Here is a 23,988-nt window from a genome sequence, read left to right on the forward strand (position 1 = left end):
GATGGCTTAGGATAACACCTACAACGCAGGGAAACAGTCGTATTGATGGTTCATCCAGCGGAGATGGAATGTTGTTGTTCGTGACGATAGAAAAACCGCTGGCGTTTAGCCAGCGGTTTTATGAAATCTACTTACGGGCCAATGACTCTTACTCGGCGTCGACCTTCTTACCCTTTTTCCGGGGTTTAGCGTCGGAATCACCAGCGTCTTTAGATTCCTCGGCTTTGCTGCCCTTACCCCTAGTCTCTTTCACTTCACCGGCTTCTTCCTCACGGTGTTTACGAGACTTTCGTACGGTCTTTTCTGCCGAACTTTCAGCGGTGCCGGCTGATGCACCGGCATCCTCGTCTTTGCGATCTTGATCGCCGAGCTGGTCACTGGGTTTATCACTGACTACCCAAAGTTTGATCTCACATTTGAGATCGTTGGCCAGGACAATAGGAATGTGATAGCTGTCGAGTCTCTTGATCGTTTCACCGATCCGTACCATACGATCTTCAATCTGATGCCCTTCACTGCGGAGCGCCTCAGCGATTTCATGCTGACTGACACCGCCGAAAAGAACCCCCTGCTCGTTGGCGGATCGTTGAATGGTAATTTCGTGCCCCTTGAGTTTTTCAAGAGTGGCTTCGAGAGCCGCACGGCGGGCTTTCATTTCTTTTTCGACCTCCGCCCGACGCGCAGCCAGTCGCTTCACATTGCCGGGAGTCGGGGTGGTCGCCATCCCTCGCGGAAGAAGAAAATTGCGGGCATAACCCGGACGAACTTTTACGACGTCACCAACGATACCCAAGTTGTCCACGTTTTCGGTCAGAAGCAATTCGATCTGTTTCATGTTGTCCTTTATTCCGACCCTCTTGTAGTTTAAGGTCAGAAGCGTTGGAGTTAGACGCCGCGGATCGTCACAACGTGTGACGGGCGACGCCAGCATGTTTGGAAAGCAATGGCGTTTAGTCTCGGTGGGTCAAAATGGGATTTCTTCCTCGTCCACCGCTTGGTGCGGTTCACCTGGGGGTTGTTGGGAAACGGAGCGATTAGCGGAACCACGATTCGGAGTTCCTCGCGAGGGTGGTCGCTGCTGATAACTGCCTCCCCCTTCAGTTGCAGCATCATGATCGCCGCCCTCACCTGGTCCGCCCTGGCGACCATCCAAAAACTGGAAGTTTTCAATAACGACCTTCATCTTGGATCGCTTATTGCCTTCCTTATCGTCCCATTGATCAAGTTTCAGACGCCCCTCAACATAGATCGGGCGCCCTTTTTTCAGGTACTGGTTGATCACTTCTGCCGTCCGCCCCCAGGCTTCACAGTCAACAAACGTCACTTCTTCCTGTTGTTCCCCCTGCTGATTTTTCCAGCGTCGGTTAATCGCCAAGCCGATTTGCGTGACCGCCATGTTGCTATTGGTGTATCGCAGCTCGGGATCACGGGTGAGATTACCCATGAGCATGACACGGTTGAGATTCGGCATGGCTGATTCTCCGAGGAAGTAAGTTAGTTGAGGTCAGCACTGGTGAAGAATTTCAACGGTAGCCTGAAGCCAAAATCCTGCTTCCTGTGTGGGCTATTAGCTGCGATAACGCTACTCGTTCGCAGTAGCGGATGCTTCAGAATCATTCGGATCGCTGCTCGACTTACGGAAACTATCTTCATTCTGGTCCCATATCTCCGCATCCCGACGCGAGGATGGATCAGGATTGCGCAGCTTGGCTTCAAGGGACAGTTCAGCATCTTTCTTGGCGACCTCAATTTCGGCTTCACCGATATGGTCAGCTTTGGTAATCAAAGAACGCAGTACCTGATCGGACAGGTTGCAGTCGCGTTCAATGTTGGCGATCTGCGTACCACGTGCCTTGAAATACGCCAATAGGTAAATGCCTCTCTTCTGCCCTTTGATCTCGTATGCTAGTTTTCTTTCTTCCCATCGGCGAAGAACGATTAACTCAGCCTCTGCCCGTTGAAATACCTGACGGATAAAGTCAACACAACCGGCAAAGTCAGCAGACGCAGCCTGTTGGTTGAGAAGAAACAGCCCTTCATAAAGATTGATACGGACTTCAGCCATGACTAGACACTCCTTCGTCGTACTCGGTGGCTCCGGCCCAGGTCAACCCAGGCAAAAAGGCGGAGCACTGGAGTCCCATCAACTGGAATTTGAAGGAACCCGAGACGACGGTTTCGGACGGATAAGTGTAACAGATTTTTGTCTAAAGGAAAAATAACGGGACGATGCCTCAATAACCATCGACGGTTAATTCCACATGGAACTCTCGGCATTATTCTAGAAGACTTCCTATAACCGCTACCTTAGAAAACAATTGACGTTTCCTTAAAATCAGAACCCCCGCGAGTATGCACCCCGCGGGGGTTCTTTATCACTTAATTCAATCTACAAATCAGGTTAGTTCAACGTCTTCTCGCCCTTTTCCCAGTTGCAAGGGCAGAGTTTGTCCGTCTGAAGCGCATCGATCACACGGAGCACTTCTTCAACACTCCGTCCAACCGGCAGATCGTTGACACTGGCCCAACGAACGATGCCTTTCGGATCGATCACAAATGTTCCGCGTAGTGCAACACCCTTCTCAGGCAGTAGAACGCCGTAGTCCATGCTGATCCGCTTGGTGATATCAGCCAGCATGGGGTGGCGGAGTTTCTTGAGGTCGTTATGGCTGGCACACCATCCCTTGTGCACATAGTGGCTATCCGTCGAGCAGGTCAGAAGTTCGCAATTGCGATCCTTGAATTCACCGAGGGCTTTGTCGAAACCGACAATCTCCGTCGGACAGACGAAGGTGAAATCCATCGGGTAGAAATAAAGGCAAAGCCACTTGTCCTTGTAGTCGTCAAGGGAAATCTCCTTGAACGCGTCCTTATCCGCAAGATAGGCTTGGGCTTTGAATTTCGGTGCGGGGGAACCAACTTGCACGGCCATGAAAAAACTCCTTGCTTGATCTATGAATCAGTCTGATCAAAAACTCGCCCGGCACCGTGCCGAGCCGCATGAATCCTGTCGGGTAAGAATCCTATGTTAGAAGATTTCTAGTGTCCAGTTATGTCTTAAAAGTTGTGGTGATTCGGAGTGATATACGTTGATTGGCTACAACATCCGGCGTGTCACCATCTGAAAGTTATGGTAACCACTCAGCCAGTGCTTACGACACAACTATCGCTATATTCGTCTCTTAGAGCATTGACATCGATCACCATTACGGAACGGCATCGTCTTCGCATAATGAACTGGTATGGGGAATACGGAAAAACCATCCTCCGTTTCAGTAAACACAGCAATTATTGCCATTGCTCTAGGATGTTCTCTGATTGGTTGCCAAAGCGCTTCCCGTCATTGGAGTGCTGATGAGGGGCGGGCATATACAACGCCTAAAAAAACCAGCCTTACCTTTGATTCTCCGCGACTTCAAAGACTCGAAGCTTCACGAGATAGAAGTTCAGATACCTTGTCCTGGTATGCGGCACGAAATGACGCTCTGCTCACGGTTGAAGGCGGATATCAGGGTATGACCTTGGACAATTCCTACAGCTACACCTATGACCGGCAGTACCACAACGGCAGCTATGTGCGAGATTATTACAGCAGTACAACCCATCGCAGGTCCTACTCCACTGGTTCTCGATAAACATTTTTTGCCTGGGTTATGTTGAACCTGTAACACGCTAAGATTCTTTTATGCTTGGCGTTCATCCGGTCGTAGCTGATCTTCGTGCGATTGTCGGCGCTGACGGCATCCTCAGCGACCCCAATGAGCTTCGCGTTTATGAATGTGATGGTTTCCCGGTTGCAAAGGGACTTCCCACAGCCGTTATTTTTCCGCTCGACACGGATCAAGTGTCCGCAGCGATTCGGGTCATCAATCGTCACAACCTCCCGATTGTGCCTCGTGGAAGTGGGACAGGCCTTGCAGGCGGATGCGTCGTGTTTGGGGAAGGTGTCATCATCTCTACAAGTCGAATGACGAAAATAGAGTCGATCGACTTGCATAATCGCGTAGCAGTCATCCAGGCTGGGGTACGCAATGTAGCACTTTCTGAAGCAATCACCCGTGCAGAAGCCGCAGCTGAACGGACTGGACATGCGCAGGATGCTACGTATTCCGCGTCATCTACCACCGCTGCAAAGAAGCGGAGGATTTCCGCTGTCACCGGGCTTCATTTTTCTCCTGATCCATCAAGCCAGCGAGCCTCCACGATTGCCGGCAATGCTGCAACCAACGCTGGAGGTATTAACACACTAAAACACGGGGTTACCACGAATCACGTGCTTGGTATCGAGATGGTTCTGCCCAATGGCGATATCGTACAGAGTCGAACGCAGGGTTTATATGACGGCATCGGGCCCGATCTACCAGGCTTGATCTGCGGCAGCGAAGGCACCCTGGGTATCATCACTCGTGTTTGGTGCCGACTCGTACCCAAGCCCAGACACTTCCGCACGATTTATGCAGTATTTGACTCGACGTATCACTGTTGCAAAACCGTGGCTGACGTCGTAGCGTCAGGAATCGTACCGACCTCGATGGAAGTGATGGACGGGGCCATGATTCGTGTCGTTGAAGATGCATTTCACTACGGCTTTCCCACTACCGCACAAGCCCTCCTCCTGCTCGAAGTCGATGGCATCGACCAGATTCTCGACGAGCAACTCAATCTCATCATTGATATTTGCAAGCAAAATAAAGGGCAGGATGTCAAGCAGTGCAGCGATCCCAAACGTCGTGCGGAGCTTTGGTCCGCACGTAAACGAGCGTTTGGTGCCATCGGGAGGATTAGCCATAGTTACTGCACACAGGATGCCTGTGTACCGCGATCAAAGTTGCCTGAAGCCCAGGAGAATATCAACAAAATAGGGGCAAAATACGGGCTGACGATTACCAACGTTTTTCACGCAGGTGATGGCAATGTCCACCCGATCCTTCTCTTCGACGAAGACAAACCCGATGAGGTACAGCGTGTACTCCAGGCGAGTCAGGAACTTCTGGAGTATTGCATCAGCCTTGGAGGGGCACTTACAGGAGAGCATGGAGTAGGTGTCGAAAAGCTGCATTTGATGCCAAAAATGTTCAATGCTGCCACGATCGAGACTTTTCTCAAAATCAAAAAAGCGTTTGATCCCGAACAGAGATCCAATGATGGAAAACTAATTCCCAGCGACAAACTAATCATCGAGTTATTACGCCCTATTTCACTGAATGTAGCTGGCGGTGCCGCTTAATCATAGGCATTGCCAGACAAAGTACTGCTTCTGATTTAGCAACGAGATGACTACCCGTATTTCGAAGCAAAATGTTGTCAGCCTTCACGATCCTGCTGCGATCGCCAACTTGGTGTGCGAATGCGGCGAGCAAAATCTCCCAATCATCGACTATGGCTTAGCACATCAGGGAGTCGGTCATCCACCTCCTGCGGACCATATTCGGCTTTCACAGGCGACGCCACAAGCCGGCATCATCGAACACTATGAACGCGACCTTACTGTTCGGGCCAATGCCGGCGCAACGCTGGGATCGCTCCGTGATGCGCTGAAATCCTCAAAACAGTTCCTTCCGATTGATGCTGATGACGACCTCACACTTGGTGAAGTCATTAATCACAACGTGTATGGCGGCCTGCGTGTCGGCTATCCAGGTGTTCGTGACTTGCTCCTCGGGCTGCGATATATCGACAGTTATGGGCAGCAGATTCACGTCGGTGGACGCACCGTCAAGAATGTCGCAGGCTACGACCTCACAAGATTGATGGTCGGCAGCCTCGGAGAATTGGGTCTTATTTATGAAGCGACGCTACGAACATATGCTATCCCTGATTCAGCCATGGCGGTAGATATTCGTTTCGATGACCTGAGAACGTTTGATCAGGTTCTGCCCGACTGGATGGTCTCAGATGCGTCACCCGCAAGTCTGATCGTCGGCAATCACACAGGTGTATGGACAGCACGGGTTGAATATTTCGGCGGGTCAACGGGGCTTGCAGTCCAGCTCCGATCGCTTGAGACACTGATTGATCACGCATCCGGAGCCCACATCCTCGGTTCGTGGACACGTACTGTAGATCAAGCCATACAGGAATGCAGCAGTCACGGAGCCTGGAGACGAACTGCAAACACACTGGTAAAAGTCGTAACCTCTCCGTCAATAACCGGGACGATCTGTTCTGCACTTGCTGAAACCTCGATCGATCATCCCGCGCTAACAGTATGGGCGTATCCCGTGCATGGCTGCGCATTTTTCGGCGGAGACATCGGCCTGGAGCGAACAATCGCCCTATCCCAATCAATCGATAAGCTACTTTCACAGTATGGCGGGTTCAGAGTCTGGTATGCCAGACCACAAGGCTGCGAGCATTTGCCTCCATTTGGCCCAATACAGACAGATTGGCCAATGATGCTTCGCATCAAGCAAGCAATGGATCCACGAAACCTCTTTAATCCCGGCAGGTTAATTTCAGAAATACCAGCCGCGACATTGGTGCCTTCTCGGTGACTCAAGACGCAACATCCTCTAAACCTGATGAACGTCAAATTATCTCAGGTCTTTCATCCGAAGCCGATTCGACTCCGCGCGGTATTACGCCAGCTATCAAACTCGACACTCATACGTACTCTCGGGCACTAGACTGTGTACATTGCGGTCTCTGCCTGCCTGCGTGCCCGACCTATACGGAAAATGGACTCGAAGGCGATTCTCCTCGTGGTCGAATCTACCTTATGAAGGGCTTGGCTGACGGTAAAGTTGATGCAACATCGTCAGTCATAGCTCATCTGGACTTGTGTCTTGATTGTCGTGCATGCGAAACAGCATGCCCTTCCGGGGTTGTCTATCACGAACTCATCGAAGAGACACGTGCGCAACTTTCTGGAAAAAAACCACGCAGTGGCACCGATCGTTTTGTTGAGTACCTATTCTTAAACATCTTCACACAGCCGACGCGATTGAAGCTCGCTTTGCTCCCAGCTCGATTGCTGCAAAAGCTTCGACTCTGGCCGCTGGTTAAGCGGCTGAGCGCTAAATATCTGCCAAAACAACTGGATAAAATGCAGCAAATGTTGCCCGCGCGCGGTCCATGGTGGGAATCAAATCTCCGTACGTTTTATCCTGCCCAGGCACCCGACAACGTAAAACGCGCGACGGTTGGGGTCTTCGCCGGTTGTATCGGCAGCGTACTTTTCCAGCACGTCAATCGACAGACTATTGCCTTGCTCCAATATGCCGGGTGCGATGTTGTTGTCCCACAGTCACAACTATGCTGTGGGGCAATTCACCATCACGCAGGGCGAATACCCGAAGCTCAATCTCTGGCGAAAAAAACAATTGACGCCTTTTTTAAAGATGAAAGCCTCGCAGTCGATTTCATCGTCAACAATATTTCCGGCTGCGGCGCGATGCTGAAGGATTATGAGTTTCTATTTCGTAATGAGCCAGAAATTCTGGAGCGAGCTCGAACACTTGCTGCAAAAGTACGAGATATCAGTGAGCTGCTTGTCGAACTAAACCCTCCCAGACCTATACGATCTATTGAGCGTACGGTGACGTACCACGACGCCTGCCATCTCGCGCATGGTCAGAAAGTGACCGGCCCGCCGCGGGAGTTGCTCAGTTGGATCAAGGGCCTGAAAGTAGTGCCGCTTTTCGAGTCGGATATGTGCTGCGGAGCGGCCGGGACTTACAACCTGACGCAACCCGACATGGCTCGCAGATTGGCGGAACGAAAAATCAACCACATCAAAAACACCGGTGCTGGTATCTGCGTCACAGCGAACGTCGGTTGCGCGATGCAAATCCAATCCGAAGCAGAAAGGATCGGCGTGGATATCAGGGTGGTCCACCCCATCACACTGCTTCATGAGGCTTACTTCGGCAAAGAGTCACATTCGAGAAAGTGAAGAAATCTCAGGTATTCCGTACTTCGCTCCATCTGGCGAAGACTTTTTCAACAAGTTGTGCAGTCTTGCACCGTGCTTTCCAAGTATCATTTCGTTCACAGAGTGACGCATCGCGTTTTGCGTCTGCAATGGTCCATCCCTGTTGATCAATTTTTGTATAGGACCATGTCTCGTAGAAAACCATACCAGCGAAGCGACCATCTGTTTTTACTTGCTCATATTCCTCACTCAGTCTTTCGTTAACCCAGACATAACGGTTGACTGATACCGGAATACCTCGGTCGTTGCATTGCTGTACCATCTCAGATGCAGTTGCGTCATCGCCCCATATTCCGTCAAACGGTTTGGCAAAAACACGTAACATCGCCTCATCAAGTAACCCATCCTTTATCCATGTTCGCCAGTCAAAATCTATATTGGCGGGGTACGCAAGGCGACGAGAGCCCGGTCGCTCGTGAGCAGGGCGAAACCAATCCACATTCAGATTGACCCGCATTTTTTTACCGCGATGAGCAATCGCTCGTTTCGCCTTCCGAAGAAACTCCGTGTAAGCCACTGTTCGTATTGCGGTAATTTCAGGAATCGGGTTAGTCAGATCGTAAACGTGCTCCATCACGGCTGGATTAAACCCGTAATCTTCCGGCCAGTCGGTATGGCACGAATGGTTTTCGACGCGAAATTCAACACCATCTACACCAGCGTCAAGTATCTCAGCGAGGTTCCTCATCCAGTACGACTGTACTTCCGGCTCTGATTCACAAAGAGCGCCGGAGAGATAGTGGTTTCGACTGCGAGTAAATCCAATCACTCCGCACACTTTGGATTGGCCGGCAGTACGGTGAATATTGGCTCCTCGCTTCGACCCATTCGCCGCATGCCGTGGTTCATCGAGAGCGACAACCTCCGGACCACGTCCGGTGTCGTACTGCATTCCACCACGAGGAAAGGTTTCTAGTTCAGGAAACCATATCGCTGTCCCAGTCGCATAGCTGCCGGGAATCTCTCTGCCTTGAGCGTCATAACACGTCACCAGCTTATCCCACGTATTTTCAAAATCAGGTTTCCCATCCTGAAAGTCAGTGGAAATCGCAAGGTATTGATCTGTAAGATTGAGGCCGGAGAGTGTGAGCACGCGTATGCGATCGCCCTTCTTAGTGACCATATTTCCGTAAAGATCACGCACGTCACGAGGACTGGTTACGACGGTTTCGGTTACAGCAAATTTCTCGTCACGCAAGCTGTAATCACAATTACGATTGCTAGTCCAGATTTGAATATTCGTTCGCTTTATTCGTGTAGGAGCATCATCCTTCTTAGTAAGTGTGATGGTGGAAATAGGAGCGGTTTCATGACCAGGCCAGAGATCATCTGTTCGGCGTTTGATTCTTAGATGAGGATTAGCGGTAACAAAAGGGTCAAGCCACGTGTAATATCCACCAAGGTGAGGAATACGCCCCCACTCAAGACCTTCGGATGAACCGTCGGCAAAACTAGCCGCCGGACCGGTTTCGTAGGGCTTGAAGTATGCGTACACTTCAATGCCATGACGGTGAGCTGTCTCAACAGCAACACGCAGCGGATTTCCCAGTAAACAATAGCTGCGGATCATTGAACTCCAGAAGTTCTGATCCTCAGCGATGACTCCTGTATGTACCAGACGCTCAATACCAGCAGGAGCAAACCATCCGCCATGACCATCTCCGTAGTAAGCCCAAATCACGCGGCCGATACCACGATCTTTCAATGTGGACATCAGGGATTCAATGTGGTCTGGTGTAATGGTCAGCGGTGTAGAAAGGGCGTCGTCAGGAAAGTCCACCAGAGTTTCAAGCATGAAAGGCTGGGTCATGACTGCCTCAACGTGCTGATATTGCTTTAGAGGCCGGCTATACGAGAAGTCTCCGCATAGTTACGCCCCCCGCTCGCGCCGCCCATACTGGTCACACAGCATGCTCCAGCCGCACAACCCAATCGACCTGCCTGTTCAGCGGGCAATCCTTTAAGCAGGCCGGTGAGCAAGCCAGCGTAAAAACTATCGCCAGCACCCGTAGTATCCACCACAGGCGCAGGGGCTGTACAGCCGGCTACAGAGATGTATTCCCCTGCACGAGAGCTCAAAAGCACTCCTTGTTTTCCAAGTTTCACTCCGACTATTCCCGGAGCACCACAATTTCGATAGGTATCAATGATCTTGTTTGGGTCTTCATGTCCTGTCTGATTTTTCGCTTCCGCAAACGAAGGAACCCAGACATCCAGATACGGGAGCATCCGATCCAGAGGCTTCATCGAGCCACCGGCCCCGGCAGCGTCCATCGCCGTCTGACAGCCTGTCTCTCGAATCCGGCGAAATACCTCGGGCAGGTCATGTTCAAGGTTTGGAAGCAGACTGTAATAACCCAACAACATCGATCGCGATCTGGCGAATAAATCGAGGCGCTCAAGGAATGCCCGTGCATCGAGAAGTTTGGGAGCACCGACACAGTGGTAAAAGCTTCGTTCGCCGGATTCTTCTATTAAAACAACAGTAGTGCTGGTCGCGTGGGTTGGGTGTTCGAGCAGTGGTGAATCATCGATGCCTTCCTGACGGTACAGGTTGCGAACCACGGGCGCCCATGCGTCTGCACCGAGATAGCTTAGCGCCGCGACCTTCATACCCAACCGCGCCATAGTCACGCCTGCATTGGAGACAATGCCTCCCGCCGCAAGGACGATCGGTTCGCACTGGTGGAGTACGCCGCGACCGATAGGCTTGGAAAGGACTACGGGGCGTGTCAGCAGATCCACGACACAGGATCCACAAATAATGCAATCGATGTCTCTCGTCATGAGAGCAGTTTACTAAACACCTCGCGGTAGCTCTTGCTCAGGGATCTTCAACCCACGAGGTTGTGACTGCATATGACGTGGCACCGGTGGCTGAGGGAATGCTGACCGTCGTAGCGTCCATGCTGAAAATCGAGTTCTCCAGCATCGTCAGCGTATAACCCAGAATACTTCCGTTTACGTGTGCATTCCCTGACAACTTCGTATTACGTGAAGGGGCGATTAGCGTCGCATACACCTCTGAGTCGTCCTTGAATTCAGTTGGCTGTGATCCAATGGCATAAATAACACATGACGCTGGCTGGGCGGTATTAACATTGATCTCTGCTGCATCTTCAACAGTGAATTTATTCCTGGCATAGATAACCAGAGATGCGCCGGGAAGTAGTTGGATTTTAGAATTGTTTGACATGGTAAATTCACGATCAACTCGAATCACAACATTCCCGCTGATCCGAACGACGGCAGAGTTGGACATCGTAAACGTTCGAACCCTTCGGCTTGTGCTGATCGTCGTCGTCCCGCTGGAGTAGGTTTGATTTCCCAAGGAGCTACCTAATCCTGAAGGCGTCGTAGCGCGTGGGATCAGCACGGAGGAATCCAGTACGGTCTTGGAACCGGTGATAGTTCCACTCTCAAGAAGTGAGATCACGACACTAACCAATCCTCCTGGGCCGACTTGAGCGTCTCCCTTGATGATGGTGTTGTTGGTTAAAGTTAAGCCCGCTAACAGCGTGGTGTTCGTCGAAACCAGAGCGTTAGAACCTTGATTAGCTGCACTGTACGCGCCTAAGTCGGAGTCAAAGCTGTCAATTTTTGCGGCACCCTGAAGCAGTATGGACGAGGAAAGACCTATTCTTGCGTTGGATACATCACCGGATTGATCGCATCCTGCCGCCCAGTCGAGGGATCGTTGGAGCAATGTTCGTCCATTTGCCGTCAATGAATCGGGATCGAAACTACTAGTACCCCATGGCATAAAGACGCGGCGACCCTGTGCGGTTCCGCCGTCCTGCAAAATGGCACCAGCTTCGAGGATCGACAGCATGGGCTGCGAACCTCCAAACACTCGACGCGCCAACTGCGTCAATCCCGCAGCCATTGTCCCCGTCACCATCTGCATCGACTGCGAGCTATTAACAATCGTGAATGTCCCAGCATTCAATGTCTGAGTGATGTAATGCGAATCATTGGTAATCTTGATCTGCGTAACATTGAGCGCAGAAGCCGACCTGGAAGCGAGACCGAAGTTTTGCAGGAACGCTCCGGTTTCAATGACCATACCCAAACCGCTTGGCTCGAGTTTGTTGGCCATTGCGTTGGAGTTCATGGTTGAAGACACATAGATGATGTCCACGTCGTCCGAGGCGTCATCAAGCTCGCTCTGCGATGCGTTTTGACTTAACAACGTAACCGTCCAACCCCACCCCTCGAGCATGGATTTACGAGTTGTATCCGCGGCTGAAAGCGAGCCGGCATTGGGCACGACCATCAGCACGGTTGGTGTATTGGCTGGGGTGGTGGTAATCAGGGCGCGGACTGTGTGTGAGACGCCGCCATATTTACCCACGCTGGTGATGGTGCAAGAGTCCGTAGGATCGTCGTTGAGATTGCCATCGCCCTCTACCTCATTCGTGGTGTAGTTGTACGCTCCGTCATCACCTCGCACTGTGAATTGACCACCAGCATATGAGGTGTTCTGCGTCCATATGCCATTGGGTAAGTTGCTGCGCCAGCTTGAATCCGCTTTAACCTTAGCAATCGCGAGCTGTAATCCGGTTTCCGCAATGTCGCGCGCACGATCCTGATATTCAAGGTTTCTTCCTACCCCCATAGCTGTTGATTGACTGGCTAAGAAACCCATCGCCAGAATCGTGGCTACACCGACTGCCATCAAAACCATGAGCATGGCAATACCTTTACGGGCTGCCATGCGGGATCGGCGGCTATAACGGCTTGTGACCATGCTATTTCTCCCGAAACTTCAGCGTCACAATGATGAGCGTAGAGCTGCCGCTCCACAGACTGTCGCGGTTTTTGTTCCAGTACCTATTGTCAAGCGGTAACTAACCAAACGTGCGTTCTGTGTCGCTAGATTGTCAAGCGACATCGTCCAGCCGTACAGTGATTGACACCAGACTTCCGAAGGGAAATTGGGTGTCCCTTTCAACGCATTCGTCGTTGCAGCAAAGTCCGCGTTGATCGCATAGGCGGTATCCGCAGCATCGATCTGGGCCTGCGTATAGCCAGTAGGAAATGATGCTTTGTACGACACCAGAGAATGTGTTGCCGAGTCATATTCGATGCGTCTGATTTCGGAAAGATCGGGCGAACCGTTGGCACGACTGTCCCGCATCCAGAGCACAATGTAGTTGCTACCGATCGCCAAAATACTCTTTGCGCTGCGAATCGACGCATCAAGACGTCCCGCAACGACTTTATGCTGAATAACTAGGCTGCGTGAGTCTGCGCCATCATCAGTACCACGTGCGATAGCAAACAACATGGCGGAGATCGCACCGCCTACCATTACGGTGACCATCATCGAAAGCAATAGCTCAAGAAAAGTGAAACCGCTATTGGTGCGGTATCGACGTGGCCAATGGTTGCTACGTGCTGCTTTCATGGAGCGGGTACAAATCTCGTTAATGTCCAGCTTGACCCACCTGGTGTCAGGGTAACCGTCACAGTTACAGCGATACCGCTGATCGGTGTTTGACTCAGATTTGCTACGGACATCGTGGTGTATGTTGCAGTTGCAGAACGGGTATAGGATTGCCAGTCGCTGGGATAGCTGACGCCCTGCGCATCAGCAAGTGTGTTTACCGATTCACTGAATCCGTTGTAATCGTCGATGTTATCCCGACCGGTACGACCTGATTCTCCAGAGTCCGGCCCCGGCGTTGTCCCGCCCTGCGGATCGGCATAGGGTTTCGACACAATCTCTTCCATCAACGCCTCAGCCAATGCAGTCCCTCGGAGCCGTTTGAGGACTACATCCGTTTCCCGATGGCCAACCGAAACAGCCTGAGCAATTGCTGCAACAACGAAGGCCAGAACAGCCGAGGCCATCAGTGCTTCCAGCAATGTAAACCCGTTGGTTTTTCCAATAGACATCATGTTTCATCCGGCGGCTACCGCCTGGCGTTCTAAGCGAGAAGCTCATACAAAATCGGCGACATCTCTGAATCAAATTACTGCTTCAATATGATCGAATGATGCAACCACACTCAATATCTGGTTTGTTATGCCTATGCGGGTTGGGTAAGTGCTGGACTGGCCTGAGATCATTAGCAAATGGCGGCCAAAAATGGTCGATACACGAGAAGTGAATGCTTTCTGTCCAATGCGGCGGTCACGCGATGCGGGCTTTTCTTTTCTAGAAATGCTTGCAGTAATTACGATCCTGGCCACGCTCGGCGTGCTGGTTGTACCGCATCTATCTGACTCGCATACGAATAAGCTTCGCGCCGCCGCCGAGCTATTTGTAGCCGACTGCGAATACGCACAGGCGGAATCAATCGCACATGGGGATGACTTGCGCATGGTGACGATCGCATCACCAACAAAATATTTTATTAGTGCAACCAGCGCGGCAACCACACCCATCATTGATCCGGTGACCAAAGGGGCCTACTCCGTAACCTATGGATCCGGCCGCGCCAACATGCTTTCGGATGTCACAATCTCAAGCAATCTGGTCAATACAACACGATTTGGATTCGGAATGTACGGCGAGCTGACTCAACTGACCGACGTGATCGTCACTCTCTCGTGCGGCGGATCGACCTGCGTCGTCACCATCAAAGCTCCCTCAGGGCAAGCGATCATTGGCACCATCAATTAATGACCGATTGCGAACCCGCAATGCTTTTTTCGATACGGCCGTAAGATGCTCTCGACATATTTCTGCAGAGAGACTCCGCGGGCTAAACAACCGGGTTTACCAGCTTCCCGATCTTTTCAATCTCAACTACAACTTCGTCACCCGGTTTTAAAAACACAGGTGGCTTTCTCGCTACGCCAACGCCTTGTGGCGTTCCTGTCAAAATTACCGTGCCCGGTAGAAGTGTCGTATCCTGACTCAGAAACGAAATAATCTTTGCAACTGAAAATATCATGTCTGCTGTCGTGTGCGACTGCATTACCTGACCATTGAGCACTGTTTTGATCGCGAGTGTTTGCGGGTCGGGGATCTCGTCAGCAGTGAGAAGCACCGGACCTAAAGGACAGAACGTGTCAAAACTCTTACCACGAATCCATTGCGAGCCATTGTTTCGTTGCCATTTGCGAGCTGAGACATCATTGGCACAGGTGTATCCGTAAATACTTCGCAGTGCGTCTTTTTCAGTAGCGTTTCGTGTTTCGACGCCAATAACCACCGCAAGCTCACATTCATAATCAACCTCTGGGCCATGCACACAGCATTTGGGAATATGAATAGGTTCTCCGGGGTGACAAACCGTAGTTGTTGGCTTCATGAACACAACTGGCGCTTCAGGGATGGGTTGCCCGCTTTCTTTTGCGTGTTCGCGATAGTTCAACCCAATGCAGAAAATATTGCTCGGTTGGAGCGGAGCAAGACGTCGGTGGATATCAACAACCTTGCCGGTTTGTTCTAGTAAATGTTTAGAGTCAAAAAGGGACCTCGCCAATATCTCTGCGGTTCCGTCTCCCTGGTCAATGCCAAGACGAACATTACCCTGTGAATCAGCAAAACGTGTAAGACGCACTTTGATTCTCCGAAGCGTGATGGTCCGATATACTTAATGGGATACCGAGGGAGTTTAATGTGTGGGTGATAAGTTGCCCACAACAGTATCCGGAGAAATAGTCATTGATCGATGGATAATGTCCACTTTTCCGAGGTTAATATCGTGGCCAAAATTCCTGCGGCACTCACCACCTTGCGAGATGTCAATATGACTCAGGCCACAGGCGGTTCGACTCCTTCCGGTAACTCCCGCTCACAAGGCTCGACACCTAACAGTGCCACGACCTCCTCTCCCGCACGAAGCTGGACCGAAGACGAAGACAAGCGCAGCGATATCCCCAGCAACCTCTGGCTGCGATGCCCAAGTTGCACAGACATGCACTTTCGCAAGCTCGTGGAACAAAATCTGCACGTCTGTCCCAAGTGCGATTACCACTTTCGTATCGGAGCGGACGACCGAGCTGAGCAAATTTGCGACCCTGTAAGTTTTGAACCCATGTGGGAGGATATGGCTCCGGTTGATGTACTCGAATTTGTCGATCTCAAGCCATATAAGGATCGGCTCGTTGGTGAAAAAAAGAAGGCTGGTCATCGTGATGCGTTGCTGGCAGGCAAAGGGTTCATCAAGGGCCGGCAAGTAGTGCTCGCCTGTATGGATAGCCGTTTCATGATGGGATCAATGGGTTGCGTTGTTGGTGAAAAGCTGACGCGAGCCATCGAACTAGCTACGGAAACCAATCGACCGCTGGTGGTAGTAAGTTGCTCCGGCGGAGCACGTATGCAAGAGAGCACGCTCAGCTTGATGCAGATGTCCAAGACAAGTGCAGCACTCGCCAGGCTCGATGAAGCTGGCGGTCTCTTTATCAGCGTACTGACTGATCCAACCACCGGTGGTGTCACAGCGAGCTTTGCCATGCTTGGCGATGTGATCCTTGCGGAGCCAAAGGCTCTTATAGGTTTTGCCGGACCTCGCGTAATCGCCAATACCGTCCGTCAGGAACTACCCGAGGGCTTCCAACGCAGCGAGCACGTACTATCCAAGGGATTCATTGATCGCGTAGTACATCGCAAAGACCTACGCAGTGAAATCAGCCGCGTGATCGACTATGCAGGCAAGTAATATTCATCATTTGTCGATGTTATTTGACAAGCTTTGGATTCCACGGGAATGATGCGCAGGAGTGTTTGTTGATGCGAAGCCTTGCGATTGTGCTTGGCCTTGTTTTACTCGTTGCTGCTTCCGCGTTCGCCGGGCCGGCGCGTCGCGATAAAAATACCGGTAAAAATACATCCATTGAGCTTCAGACATATGCCAGCAAGTGCTACACAATACACACCAATCTGACTCGAGCAGAAGCTAGGCCATTTGGCGCCCACATGGATGCTGTGTTCAATGAATACGGCAGACGATTCAGCGGTTTTGGAAGCGACAAACGTGATCCGATGCCGTTGTATCTCTTTCGGACACAGGATCAATATCTCAAGTTTCTCGCCTCGCACAACATCAATGCTGCCAACACCGAAGGACTATTTTTTGTTCAACCTGATATCCAGGGGCTAGCCACCTGGACCCAAGGGAAAAGTGCAGCACACACCTACTCTGTGCTGCAACACGAGGGGTTTCACCAGTTCGCATTCAATCGCATAGGCCCCAACCTGCCTGTCTGGATCAACGAGGGAATCGCGCAGTACTTCGAAGACAGTGTGATGGTCGGGAACAGAATGTACGTCGGTTTCGCTAACGAACGGCGAATCACTTCAATTAAATCCTCGCTCGCCAGGAAGAAAACGCTGCCTTTCGACACGCTGCTCACCATGACGGATGAGAAATGGCATGACATGGTTGTCGCAGGCGGTTGGGATGCGGGACTGCTGTACGATCAATCGTGGTCGATGGTGTTTTTTCTGATAACCGCGGCAGATGGCAAATATCGAGAGGCTTTCGAAAGGTATCTCGTGCTAGTGAGCAGAGGCGTCGAGAGCGATGCAGCATTTGGGCAGGCGTTTGGCAGCGATGATACGGAAGGATTTCGCCGACGTTGGGAAGAGTTTGCAATCAAGCTGGAACCCGACTCGATTGCGTTAACCCTTACTCGGATGGAGTTTCTTGGTCAGGGGTTGCGTTACCTCGATGAGAAGAAGGAGCAGGCGCCAGAGTCAGTCGGGGAGCTCAAACAACGCCTACAGCAGATCAACTTTGAGATGCTCCGCACAATGGTGGGTTCAACGACAAAGTACAGTTCACGTGAAGATGAACTCTTTACCTATCCTAGGCCCAACGGATCAACAGCCGACTTTCAAATGCTCGCTCCTGAAAAAAACGGCCTGCCGCCTCGTATCACAGCTCCAGGGCTCAAACCCGAACCCACTCTGGTATGGAAAAGAGATACACAGGGTGACCTGGTGCAGGAAGTTGTCTTCAGATAGCTTGCCGGCGAACAGGACTTGTATCGCGATATCGAGAGGCAAAAACTAATCACGATACCAGACTATTTAATGAGCTAAGACCTATCGGTTCCCGCGTAAAAAACGGTTCCGCATACTCGACACCAATTCGACTTCCCATGTAACCGTTCATCTGCCGCAACCAGACAAGAACCTTGCGATTTTGTACCGATGCGATGAACTGCGACTCGTAGGCTTTGATAGCAGCCTCTTTAATCTCCATCTGCTTGGTTATGTCGAAACAGAAAGTCGGATTGGCAACGATACGAAGGTGAGTAGCAAAGTAATAGATCAGCCACTTCGGATAAATCGGAGTACCTGGAATGTCTGTTTTTGTGAGTTTCGCGTCGAACCGCGCATCCTCGATGATGCGTGTGGTCGCAATATGGTCAGGATGCGCATCCTCAAAATAGGGAAGAAAAATAATGGAGGCCTGATGCTCCCGGATAACTCCTGCTGCCGCGTGCCTAGCTTCCAGCGTTTGTAATACTTCACGATTCCTCAACCCAAGTAATCGTCGCTTGACGCCCAGAATACGTGCAGCCTCAGTCCATTCTCGCTCGCGAATCTCCGGTGAACCGTGCGGAGTGGGTTCACCATTTGTCATATCCAACAGAAGGACGTTATGTCCTTGCTGAGCCAGATGAGCGATCGTACCACCCATCCCCAGTTCCTGATCATCAGGATGCGGCCCTACTACAAGGATATTGGCCATAAATCTCTCGCTACGTCAGCTATATTCACCCAATGAATGCGGGAAAGTTATTCCCAGTCGAGGTAATAAGTTCTTACTTCAGAGCTTCGACATAGACTTCATCAAGCCGTTGAATCATGTAGCGTAAATCGAATCGTTCCTGAGCATACTCTCGACCTTGCTCCGCCAAGACTCGCCCTTGGTCAGGCTGGTCAAGAATCCACAGAATGGCATTTGCCAGAGCTACACGATCTCCGACTGGAACTAGCCGACCTGTTTTTCGATCAATGCAGACCTCTCCAATACCTCCCGCATCGTACCCGATGATAGGCACACCACACAGCAGAGCTTGCACTAGAGTTCTGGGCTGTCCTTCCTGATAAGAAGGCAGAGTGTTTACATCCATCACACCTAGCATGGCAGGAACTTTTGCAGGTGGCACAAGGCCGGTAAAGATCACATTATCGCTCAGCCCTTCACGTGTAACACGGGTGCGCAGCGCGTCCCCGTGCCAGCCGCCTCCGACAAAGAGAATGCGGATATCGGGGTATCGCTCTCGCAGACGCGGCAATATATCGAGCAGATCGTCCTGACCCTTCAGCGGATCGAGACGGGCAAGTAATCCGACCACGGGAGCATCGGGGGGAATGCACAACTCGCGTCGATTCATTTCACGTTGTTCTAATGAAGATGGCACAAAGGCGGAGAGGGCAATACCACTGGGGATGACTGAATACTGTTTGTGCTTTCCAATTCGGTTAACGGCAAAGGCATCAATCATTGCCTGAGTCACGCCAATAACTCGATCACAGCGTTTTGAAGCCCACCTCTCGATGCAGATATAAAAGCCGCGGACGATGCGATTCTGTCGATCATGAAATGGTAGGCCGTGTACGGTATGTATCACCGCAGGCTTCCCACTTCGTTTCTCTTTCCATGCTGCTGCGCGGCCAACAATCCCAGCTTTACTGGAATGAGTATGCACGATGTCAGGCTTTATCTGACGTATTAGTTTTCGCAGACCTCGGTAGCAAATTAAATCATGTACGGGCAAGATCGCCCGTCGCATGCTTTTGATTTCTATGAGGGTGGCCCCGCTTTTTCTGGCATCATCAAGTAACGAACCTTCAGGCCCGTAAATCGGTCCGTAAACAAGCCACACCTGATGTCCTGCCGCAACCTGGGCAGCACAGGAGGCAATCGTGTTCTGTTGCGCTCCGCCGACAATTAGTCGTGTGATGATGTGAATAATTATCATGTATGTCGCTGAGCAATAACCCCGATACACCTGGACATTATCGATTGATGTTTCGCCATGGCTTCCTCAATCTTCATTCGTACTTGATCCATTCCAACCATAACCCTGTTGGCGGCAGAGTAGGACCAGCTTGACGTCGATCTTTCGTATCGAGGATCGTTTCGATCACGTTCGGCTCGAATCTCCCGCGGCCAACCTCCACCAGCGTGCCGGTGAGAATACGAACCATGTTGTATAGAAATCCACTTCCACTCACGACAACATGGACTTCCGGCGCGTTGATCGTTTTTTCTACGTAACAACTATGGATTGTTCGAACGGTGGTGAGACGATCGTGGTCTATAGCTGACAACCCGGCAAAATCGTGTTCCCCGATGAGCCGGCTAGCCGCATCATTCATTCGCTCTACTTCAAGCGGAGTCCAGCAGTGGTAGACATAATTGCGCAGCTCCAGCGGGCGACGGACCGTATTGAATATCCGGTAACGATACTGCTTCGATGTCGCACCGCTAATGGCATTGAATTGGTTTGTCGTTATTTCTGCAGTGACAATCTCTACGTCTTCGGGTAGCCGTGAATTTATTGCCTCTGCCATTCGCTCCACAGGCAATCGCGTTGCCGCATCGAATTGTGCAACCTGTCCGCGTGCGTGAACACCCGAATCTGTTCGGCTAGCACCGACAAGATTGATCCGCTGTTGAAGTGTCCGCGTCAGGACATCCTCAATCGTTCCCTGCACAGTTCGTAACGCAGCCTGCCCCGGCGGCTCCTGCTTTTGCCAACCATGGAACATGGTCCCGTCATAAGCAATGGTGAGCTTGTAGCGTCTTACCGAGATTGAATCCGACTGGTCAGTCACGATTGATCATCTGGATCGTCTCGGGGTGATACGTTACAACGGCACAAGGAAGTAATTTTCGGGTGAGGACTTTGATCTCAGGCTGCCATCATGCATCTGACAAGTGATATTGGTGGTAGCGATAACACCAGTGAGACGATGTTGGCGGCTTTCAATACTTAAATCCGTTGTCACGAACGTGAACGTGCGGATCACCATGAAAGAAGTTGCCGCCTCGGACTGCGCCAACGAAGAGATCATGATCACCTTCAACATCCATATGGCAGGCCAGCTCACATTCGACGTAACTCATGCAATGGGCAAGGATGGGTACCCCCGTCACCGTATCGGGGACAAGTTCGAAGCCCAGGAATGGATCCTCTTGTATTTCCGTACCACTGGCAAACTTTCGCATAATGACTTTTTCACCTTTGGGTAGTTGGCAAAGCCCAAAGCGGTGTGACTCGCTGATCAGAGGCATGATGGGGCGACCCTTGGCGATGGCAATTGAGATCATTGGCGGTTGAAAGCAAACCTGCTGGACCCAACTGGCAAGCATTCCCGCGCGGCGGTCTTCATGAGCCGCGGTGAGAATGAACAGGCCGGATGGAATGCGCCCGATTGCCGCGCCGATCCCCTGCTTCAACTTCTCGTCGATCATCGGCTCCTATCCAATGAGAAAGGGAGTTGCCTCGCATCAATTTAGCTCAGACAGCATAAGCCCGGATCGGGCGAGCCGCAAAGTCCTCACATCGACAAATGACCAATTCCCATCGACAATCCATCCATGAGCTATAGCGCTGTTCTCTTTGATCTTGATGGAACACTTGCCGACACGCTTCAAGATATCGCCGATGCAGCCAATTATGCGATCGAACAGTTAGGGCGAGATCGCATTGATGTGGAACGGTTCCGTTATCTCGCCGGTCAGGGACTGGAATATCTCATGCGACACGCGTTTTCGAAGGATGACCAGCCGCTTGTACCCCGTGGTATGGAACTGTTCCGCGAGTACTACTCGGCACACAGTGAGGACCACACTACTCCGTACAACGGTATCCCAGACTTATTGGACAAATTAACCCGTCGTAAAATCACGATAGCCATATTGAGTAACAAGCCGCACGAGGCAACACAGGCTGTGGTTTCCCGAATATTTGGCAGATGGAAATTTGCAGCAGTCATCGGGGCAAAGCCGTTTGCACCTCTCAAGCCCGACCCCACTGCAGCTATCGAAATCACAACTACGCTGGCTATCCCCTCAGGTAACTGGCTCTACGTAGGTGACACAATGGTGGACATGAAAACCGCAATCGGAGCTGGGATGTTTCCGGTTGGTGTGCTATGGGGGTTTCGAGAAGAATCGGAACTGCGAGCCAATGGAGCGAGGGCGATCATCTCACAACCCGAAGAGTTATTGAAATTGTTGGATTGAATTAAGATTTAAATCGGATTGTGATCCTATTGAGGTTCAGGTCCAGCGATTGATGATTCAAGGTATTCAATTGCCTCTCGCAATCCCAATCGCCATTCCATGTATTGATAGGGCAAGGCTAGTCGCTCGTGCAGCACTCGTATTTCACTGAGAAACCTCTCATAAATCTCATGCTGCCAGCTCTGAGTCCCTTGCTGACAGAAGAACACCCGACAACCCAGTGGACGTGAAGAATGTATCGAACAGAGTTTCTCGATTTGAAACGGACATCCTCCTCGTGGAGCTACCACTGATGCCCTTGGCCTGCTGGGGATTTCACCAAGCATCCAAGCGATCTCCAAACCGGTGACATAAAGCCGATGTCCGTACGCTTCAAAGTTGCAACATTTACCGCTGCTCCAGCAAACTGGTCCTCGAGTACGGATTGCAATGTCGAGTTGATCGTAAACCAGCCGTACTGCTTGATGCACAGCTGGCAGACGCACGGCAGCAAACCAGCATGACCAGCTACTTGATAGGGTTGCCGTCACGGAGTATCCGTATTTGTTCGATTGGATAAAAATTGCCGTGATCCATACCGGGACACTTGTTCTTGGCCCGTTTCCATGCTGCAGGCGAGGAGAGCAGTTCCGGCCAGAACGGCCACGTACGGCACTGTCGCGGTCTGACGCTGTAAACACCACACAACGCTTTGCCTTTCTCATCCCAACGCAGGAATACGCAATCCTGACCTTTACCTTCGGGGTTGCTGTGCTCGTTGAGGGTCCATCGGCCGTTCACGGTATGAGCGTGTCGTCGAAGAAAAGTAGGGACATCGATACCGAGAAAGTCCGCCATTGCACGGGCTTCGACGTCATCAAACCACACATAACCCGGTGCTCCCGTGCAGCAATTCCCGCACTGGGTACAGGAAAATTTGAGACCCTCGGCATACCACTCGTTGATGGGCATGGGCATCATTGTATGCCGAGAGCAATCGTGAGTGCGAAATACTCAACAGCGTAAATCGACAGATCGCCATTTTATTCGAGCAGTGTTTCGATGTGTGCGACGACTCCTGCTGCGAGTGAGCGCAGGTTGTACCCGCCTTCCAGCGAAGAAACGATTCGTCCTTCCGCATGTCGTATGGCTATTTCCCTGATCTGCCGTGTCATCCATGCAAAGCCCTGCGGAGTCACATCCATGTGCGCCAGCGGATCGCCACAAGATGCGTCAAAACCCGCACTGATAATGATTACCTGCGGCTTAAACTGATCTAGCCTTGGAATCACGCTATCCGTAAAGGCCCGGCGGTATTGATCATCGCCGCATCCCGGAGGCAGAGGCACGTTAAGCGTAAAGCCTTTGCCCTCGCCCAGTCCGCACTCGTAGCTGTATCCAGTGCCCGGGTAGAGGTACTGCGGAGCTTCGTGAACACTGATGAATAAAACATCCTGACGCTGTTCGAATACATGTTGCGTTCCATTGCCATGATGGACATCAAAATCGACAATCGCAACACGAGCCAGATTGTGATGTCGAATGAGATACTCTGCTGCAATGGCAACATTATTGAAAAGACAAAATCCCATCGACCTGTCTCGTTCTGCGTGGTGACCTGGTGGTCGAACAGCGCAGAAGGCATTGGTGACACTCCCAGTCATTACAGCATCGCAGGCAGCAAGAACCGCTCCGGCTGCAAGCTGTGCCACCTTAAAACTCTCCGCACAAATCGCCGAATCCGGCACGTCAATAAACGGCTCGCCGTCAGCGCATGCGGACACAACACGATCCATATATGCACGCGAATGGATAGCTTCGATTGCACACAGGGATGCAGCTTTAAAATCCAAGGCTGTTAATCGTTTTGTAAGCCCCGCCTTGTGAAGCGCATCGCTTACTGCCAAG

Annotated in this window: 25 protein-coding genes; 8 read left to right on the top strand and 17 right to left on the bottom strand. The window is 51.4% G+C overall.

Features of this window, described 5'->3' with window-relative positions; genetic code table 11:
- Positions 1 to 148: 148 nt before the first annotated feature.
- The 4 genes from rplI to IT444_09210 all read right to left on the bottom strand — a co-directional run bounded on the left by rplI (position 149) and on the right by IT444_09210 (position 2,932).
- Positions 149 to 835, bottom strand: a complete 687-nt coding sequence (gene rplI / locus IT444_09195; GenBank protein MCC7192941.1) for a 50S ribosomal protein L9 — start codon at positions 833 to 835, stop codon at positions 149 to 151.
- A gap of 129 nt (positions 836 to 964) precedes the next feature.
- Positions 965 to 1,471: a single-stranded DNA-binding protein gene (locus tag IT444_09200; GenBank protein ID MCC7192942.1), complete on the bottom strand. Its 507-nt coding sequence runs from the start codon at positions 1,469 to 1,471 to the stop codon at positions 965 to 967.
- A gap of 111 nt (positions 1,472 to 1,582) precedes the next feature.
- Entirely contained in the window at positions 1,583 to 2,065 is a 483-nt protein-coding gene (gene rpsF / locus IT444_09205; GenBank protein ID MCC7192943.1) for a 30S ribosomal protein S6, read from the bottom strand.
- Between the two features lie 336 nt (positions 2,066 to 2,401).
- Positions 2,402 to 2,932: a peroxiredoxin gene (locus tag IT444_09210; GenBank protein MCC7192944.1), complete on the bottom strand. Its 531-nt coding sequence runs from the start codon at positions 2,930 to 2,932 to the stop codon at positions 2,402 to 2,404.
- Between the two features lie 523 nt (positions 2,933 to 3,455).
- Here IT444_09210 and IT444_09215 point away from each other — a divergent pair.
- Genes IT444_09215 through IT444_09230 form a run of 4 tightly spaced genes read left to right on the top strand, consistent with a single transcriptional unit; the run spans position 3,456 to position 7,894 of the window.
- The gene (locus IT444_09215) at positions 3,456 to 3,635 is read left to right on the top strand and encodes a hypothetical protein (GenBank protein MCC7192945.1); all 180 of its coding nucleotides are present in this window, start codon (positions 3,456 to 3,458) and stop codon (positions 3,633 to 3,635) included.
- Positions 3,636 to 3,685: 50 nt separating this feature from the next.
- A complete protein-coding gene (locus IT444_09220) occupies positions 3,686 to 5,227 on the top strand; it encodes an FAD-binding protein (GenBank protein ID MCC7192946.1) in 1,542 nt (513 codons plus the stop codon).
- 46 nt (positions 5,228 to 5,273) lie between these two features.
- Positions 5,274 to 6,494: an FAD-binding oxidoreductase gene (locus tag IT444_09225; protein ID MCC7192947.1), complete on the top strand. Its 1,221-nt coding sequence runs from the start codon at positions 5,274 to 5,276 to the stop codon at positions 6,492 to 6,494.
- The gene (locus tag IT444_09230) at positions 6,491 to 7,894 is read left to right on the top strand and encodes a (Fe-S)-binding protein (GenBank protein ID MCC7192948.1); all 1,404 of its coding nucleotides are present in this window, start codon (positions 6,491 to 6,493) and stop codon (positions 7,892 to 7,894) included. Before IT444_09225 ends, IT444_09230 begins: the two co-directional genes overlap by 4 nt.
- Positions 7,895 to 7,901: 7 nt before the next feature.
- On the opposite strand, the gene IT444_09235 is transcribed toward IT444_09230, so the two are convergent.
- From IT444_09235 to IT444_09255, 5 genes are read right to left on the bottom strand one after another with little or no spacing between them, the layout of a single operon-like run.
- The gene (locus tag IT444_09235) at positions 7,902 to 9,728 is read right to left on the bottom strand and encodes a hypothetical protein (protein ID MCC7192949.1); all 1,827 of its coding nucleotides are present in this window, start codon (positions 9,726 to 9,728) and stop codon (positions 7,902 to 7,904) included.
- A gap of 41 nt (positions 9,729 to 9,769) precedes the next feature.
- Positions 9,770 to 10,720, bottom strand: coding sequence for a carbohydrate kinase family protein (locus tag IT444_09240; GenBank protein MCC7192950.1), 951 nt, complete (start codon positions 10,718 to 10,720; stop codon positions 9,770 to 9,772).
- A 37-nt stretch (positions 10,721 to 10,757) separates the two neighbouring features.
- Entirely contained in the window at positions 10,758 to 12,683 is a 1,926-nt protein-coding gene (locus IT444_09245; protein MCC7192951.1) for a hypothetical protein, read from the bottom strand.
- Between the two features lie 24 nt (positions 12,684 to 12,707).
- Entirely contained in the window at positions 12,708 to 13,343 is a 636-nt protein-coding gene (locus tag IT444_09250; protein ID MCC7192952.1) for a hypothetical protein, read from the bottom strand.
- Positions 13,340 to 13,837 carry a prepilin-type N-terminal cleavage/methylation domain-containing protein gene (locus tag IT444_09255; GenBank protein ID MCC7192953.1) on the bottom strand — a complete coding sequence of 166 codons (498 nt, stop codon included), beginning with the start codon at positions 13,835 to 13,837 and terminating at the stop codon, positions 13,340 to 13,342. Before IT444_09255 ends, IT444_09250 begins: the two co-directional genes overlap by 4 nt.
- A gap of 265 nt (positions 13,838 to 14,102) precedes the next feature.
- Here IT444_09255 and IT444_09260 point away from each other — a divergent pair, with 265 nt between their 5' ends.
- On the top strand, positions 14,103 to 14,564 hold the full coding sequence (locus IT444_09260; GenBank protein ID MCC7192954.1) for a hypothetical protein: 462 nt from the start codon (positions 14,103 to 14,105) through the stop codon (positions 14,562 to 14,564).
- 82 nt (positions 14,565 to 14,646) lie between these two features.
- Here IT444_09260 and IT444_09265 read toward each other — a convergent pair whose 3' ends face one another.
- Positions 14,647 to 15,450, bottom strand: coding sequence for a fumarylacetoacetate hydrolase family protein (locus IT444_09265; GenBank protein MCC7192955.1), 804 nt, complete (start codon positions 15,448 to 15,450; stop codon positions 14,647 to 14,649).
- 189 nt (positions 15,451 to 15,639) lie between these two features.
- Between IT444_09265 and IT444_09270 the strand changes: the two genes are divergently transcribed.
- Positions 15,640 to 16,551 carry an acetyl-CoA carboxylase carboxyltransferase subunit beta gene (locus tag IT444_09270; GenBank protein MCC7192956.1) on the top strand — a complete coding sequence of 304 codons (912 nt, stop codon included), beginning with the start codon at positions 15,640 to 15,642 and terminating at the stop codon, positions 16,549 to 16,551.
- Between the two features lie 68 nt (positions 16,552 to 16,619).
- Positions 16,620 to 17,858 (top strand): DUF1570 domain-containing protein, encoded by a 1,239-nt coding sequence (locus IT444_09275; protein ID MCC7192957.1) that lies wholly within the window; start codon positions 16,620 to 16,622, stop codon positions 17,856 to 17,858.
- Positions 17,859 to 17,907: 49 nt separating this feature from the next.
- Here the strand turns inward: IT444_09275 and IT444_09280 are convergent, their stop codons facing one another.
- The 4 genes from IT444_09280 to IT444_09295 form a co-directional block, all read right to left on the bottom strand.
- Positions 17,908 to 18,591: a PIG-L family deacetylase gene (locus tag IT444_09280; protein MCC7192958.1), complete on the bottom strand. Its 684-nt coding sequence runs from the start codon at positions 18,589 to 18,591 to the stop codon at positions 17,908 to 17,910.
- A gap of 73 nt (positions 18,592 to 18,664) precedes the next feature.
- On the bottom strand, positions 18,665 to 19,828 hold the full coding sequence (locus IT444_09285) for a glycosyltransferase family 4 protein (GenBank protein ID MCC7192959.1): 1,164 nt from the start codon (positions 19,826 to 19,828) through the stop codon (positions 18,665 to 18,667).
- A 73-nt stretch (positions 19,829 to 19,901) separates the two neighbouring features.
- Complete coding sequence (gene truA, locus IT444_09290; GenBank protein ID MCC7192960.1) at positions 19,902 to 20,687, bottom strand: tRNA pseudouridine(38-40) synthase TruA; 786 nt, start codon at positions 20,685 to 20,687, stop codon at positions 19,902 to 19,904.
- Between the two features lie 151 nt (positions 20,688 to 20,838).
- Positions 20,839 to 21,327, bottom strand: a complete 489-nt coding sequence (locus tag IT444_09295; GenBank protein MCC7192961.1) for a flavin reductase family protein — start codon at positions 21,325 to 21,327, stop codon at positions 20,839 to 20,841.
- 126 nt (positions 21,328 to 21,453) lie between these two features.
- On the opposite strand from IT444_09295, the gene IT444_09300 reads away from it, so the two are divergent.
- Positions 21,454 to 22,101, top strand: coding sequence for an HAD family hydrolase (locus IT444_09300; GenBank protein ID MCC7192962.1), 648 nt, complete (start codon positions 21,454 to 21,456; stop codon positions 22,099 to 22,101).
- 26 nt (positions 22,102 to 22,127) lie between these two features.
- Here IT444_09300 and IT444_09305 read toward each other — a convergent pair whose 3' ends face one another.
- The 3 genes from IT444_09305 to IT444_09315 all read right to left on the bottom strand — a co-directional run bounded on the left by IT444_09305 (position 22,128) and on the right by IT444_09315 (position 23,987).
- Entirely contained in the window at positions 22,128 to 22,631 is a 504-nt protein-coding gene (locus tag IT444_09305) for a YkgJ family cysteine cluster protein (protein ID MCC7192963.1), read from the bottom strand.
- A complete protein-coding gene (locus IT444_09310) occupies positions 22,609 to 23,052 on the bottom strand; it encodes a YkgJ family cysteine cluster protein (GenBank protein ID MCC7192964.1) in 444 nt (147 codons plus the stop codon). Before IT444_09310 ends, IT444_09305 begins: the two co-directional genes overlap by 23 nt.
- A 71-nt stretch (positions 23,053 to 23,123) precedes the next feature.
- Complete coding sequence (locus tag IT444_09315) at positions 23,124 to 23,987, bottom strand: histone deacetylase (GenBank protein ID MCC7192965.1); 864 nt, start codon at positions 23,985 to 23,987, stop codon at positions 23,124 to 23,126.
- Position 23,988: the final 1 nt, after the last annotated feature.

The organism is Phycisphaeraceae bacterium (assembly GCA_020851465.1).
GTDB lineage: Bacteria > Planctomycetota > Phycisphaerae > Phycisphaerales > Phycisphaeraceae > JADZCR01.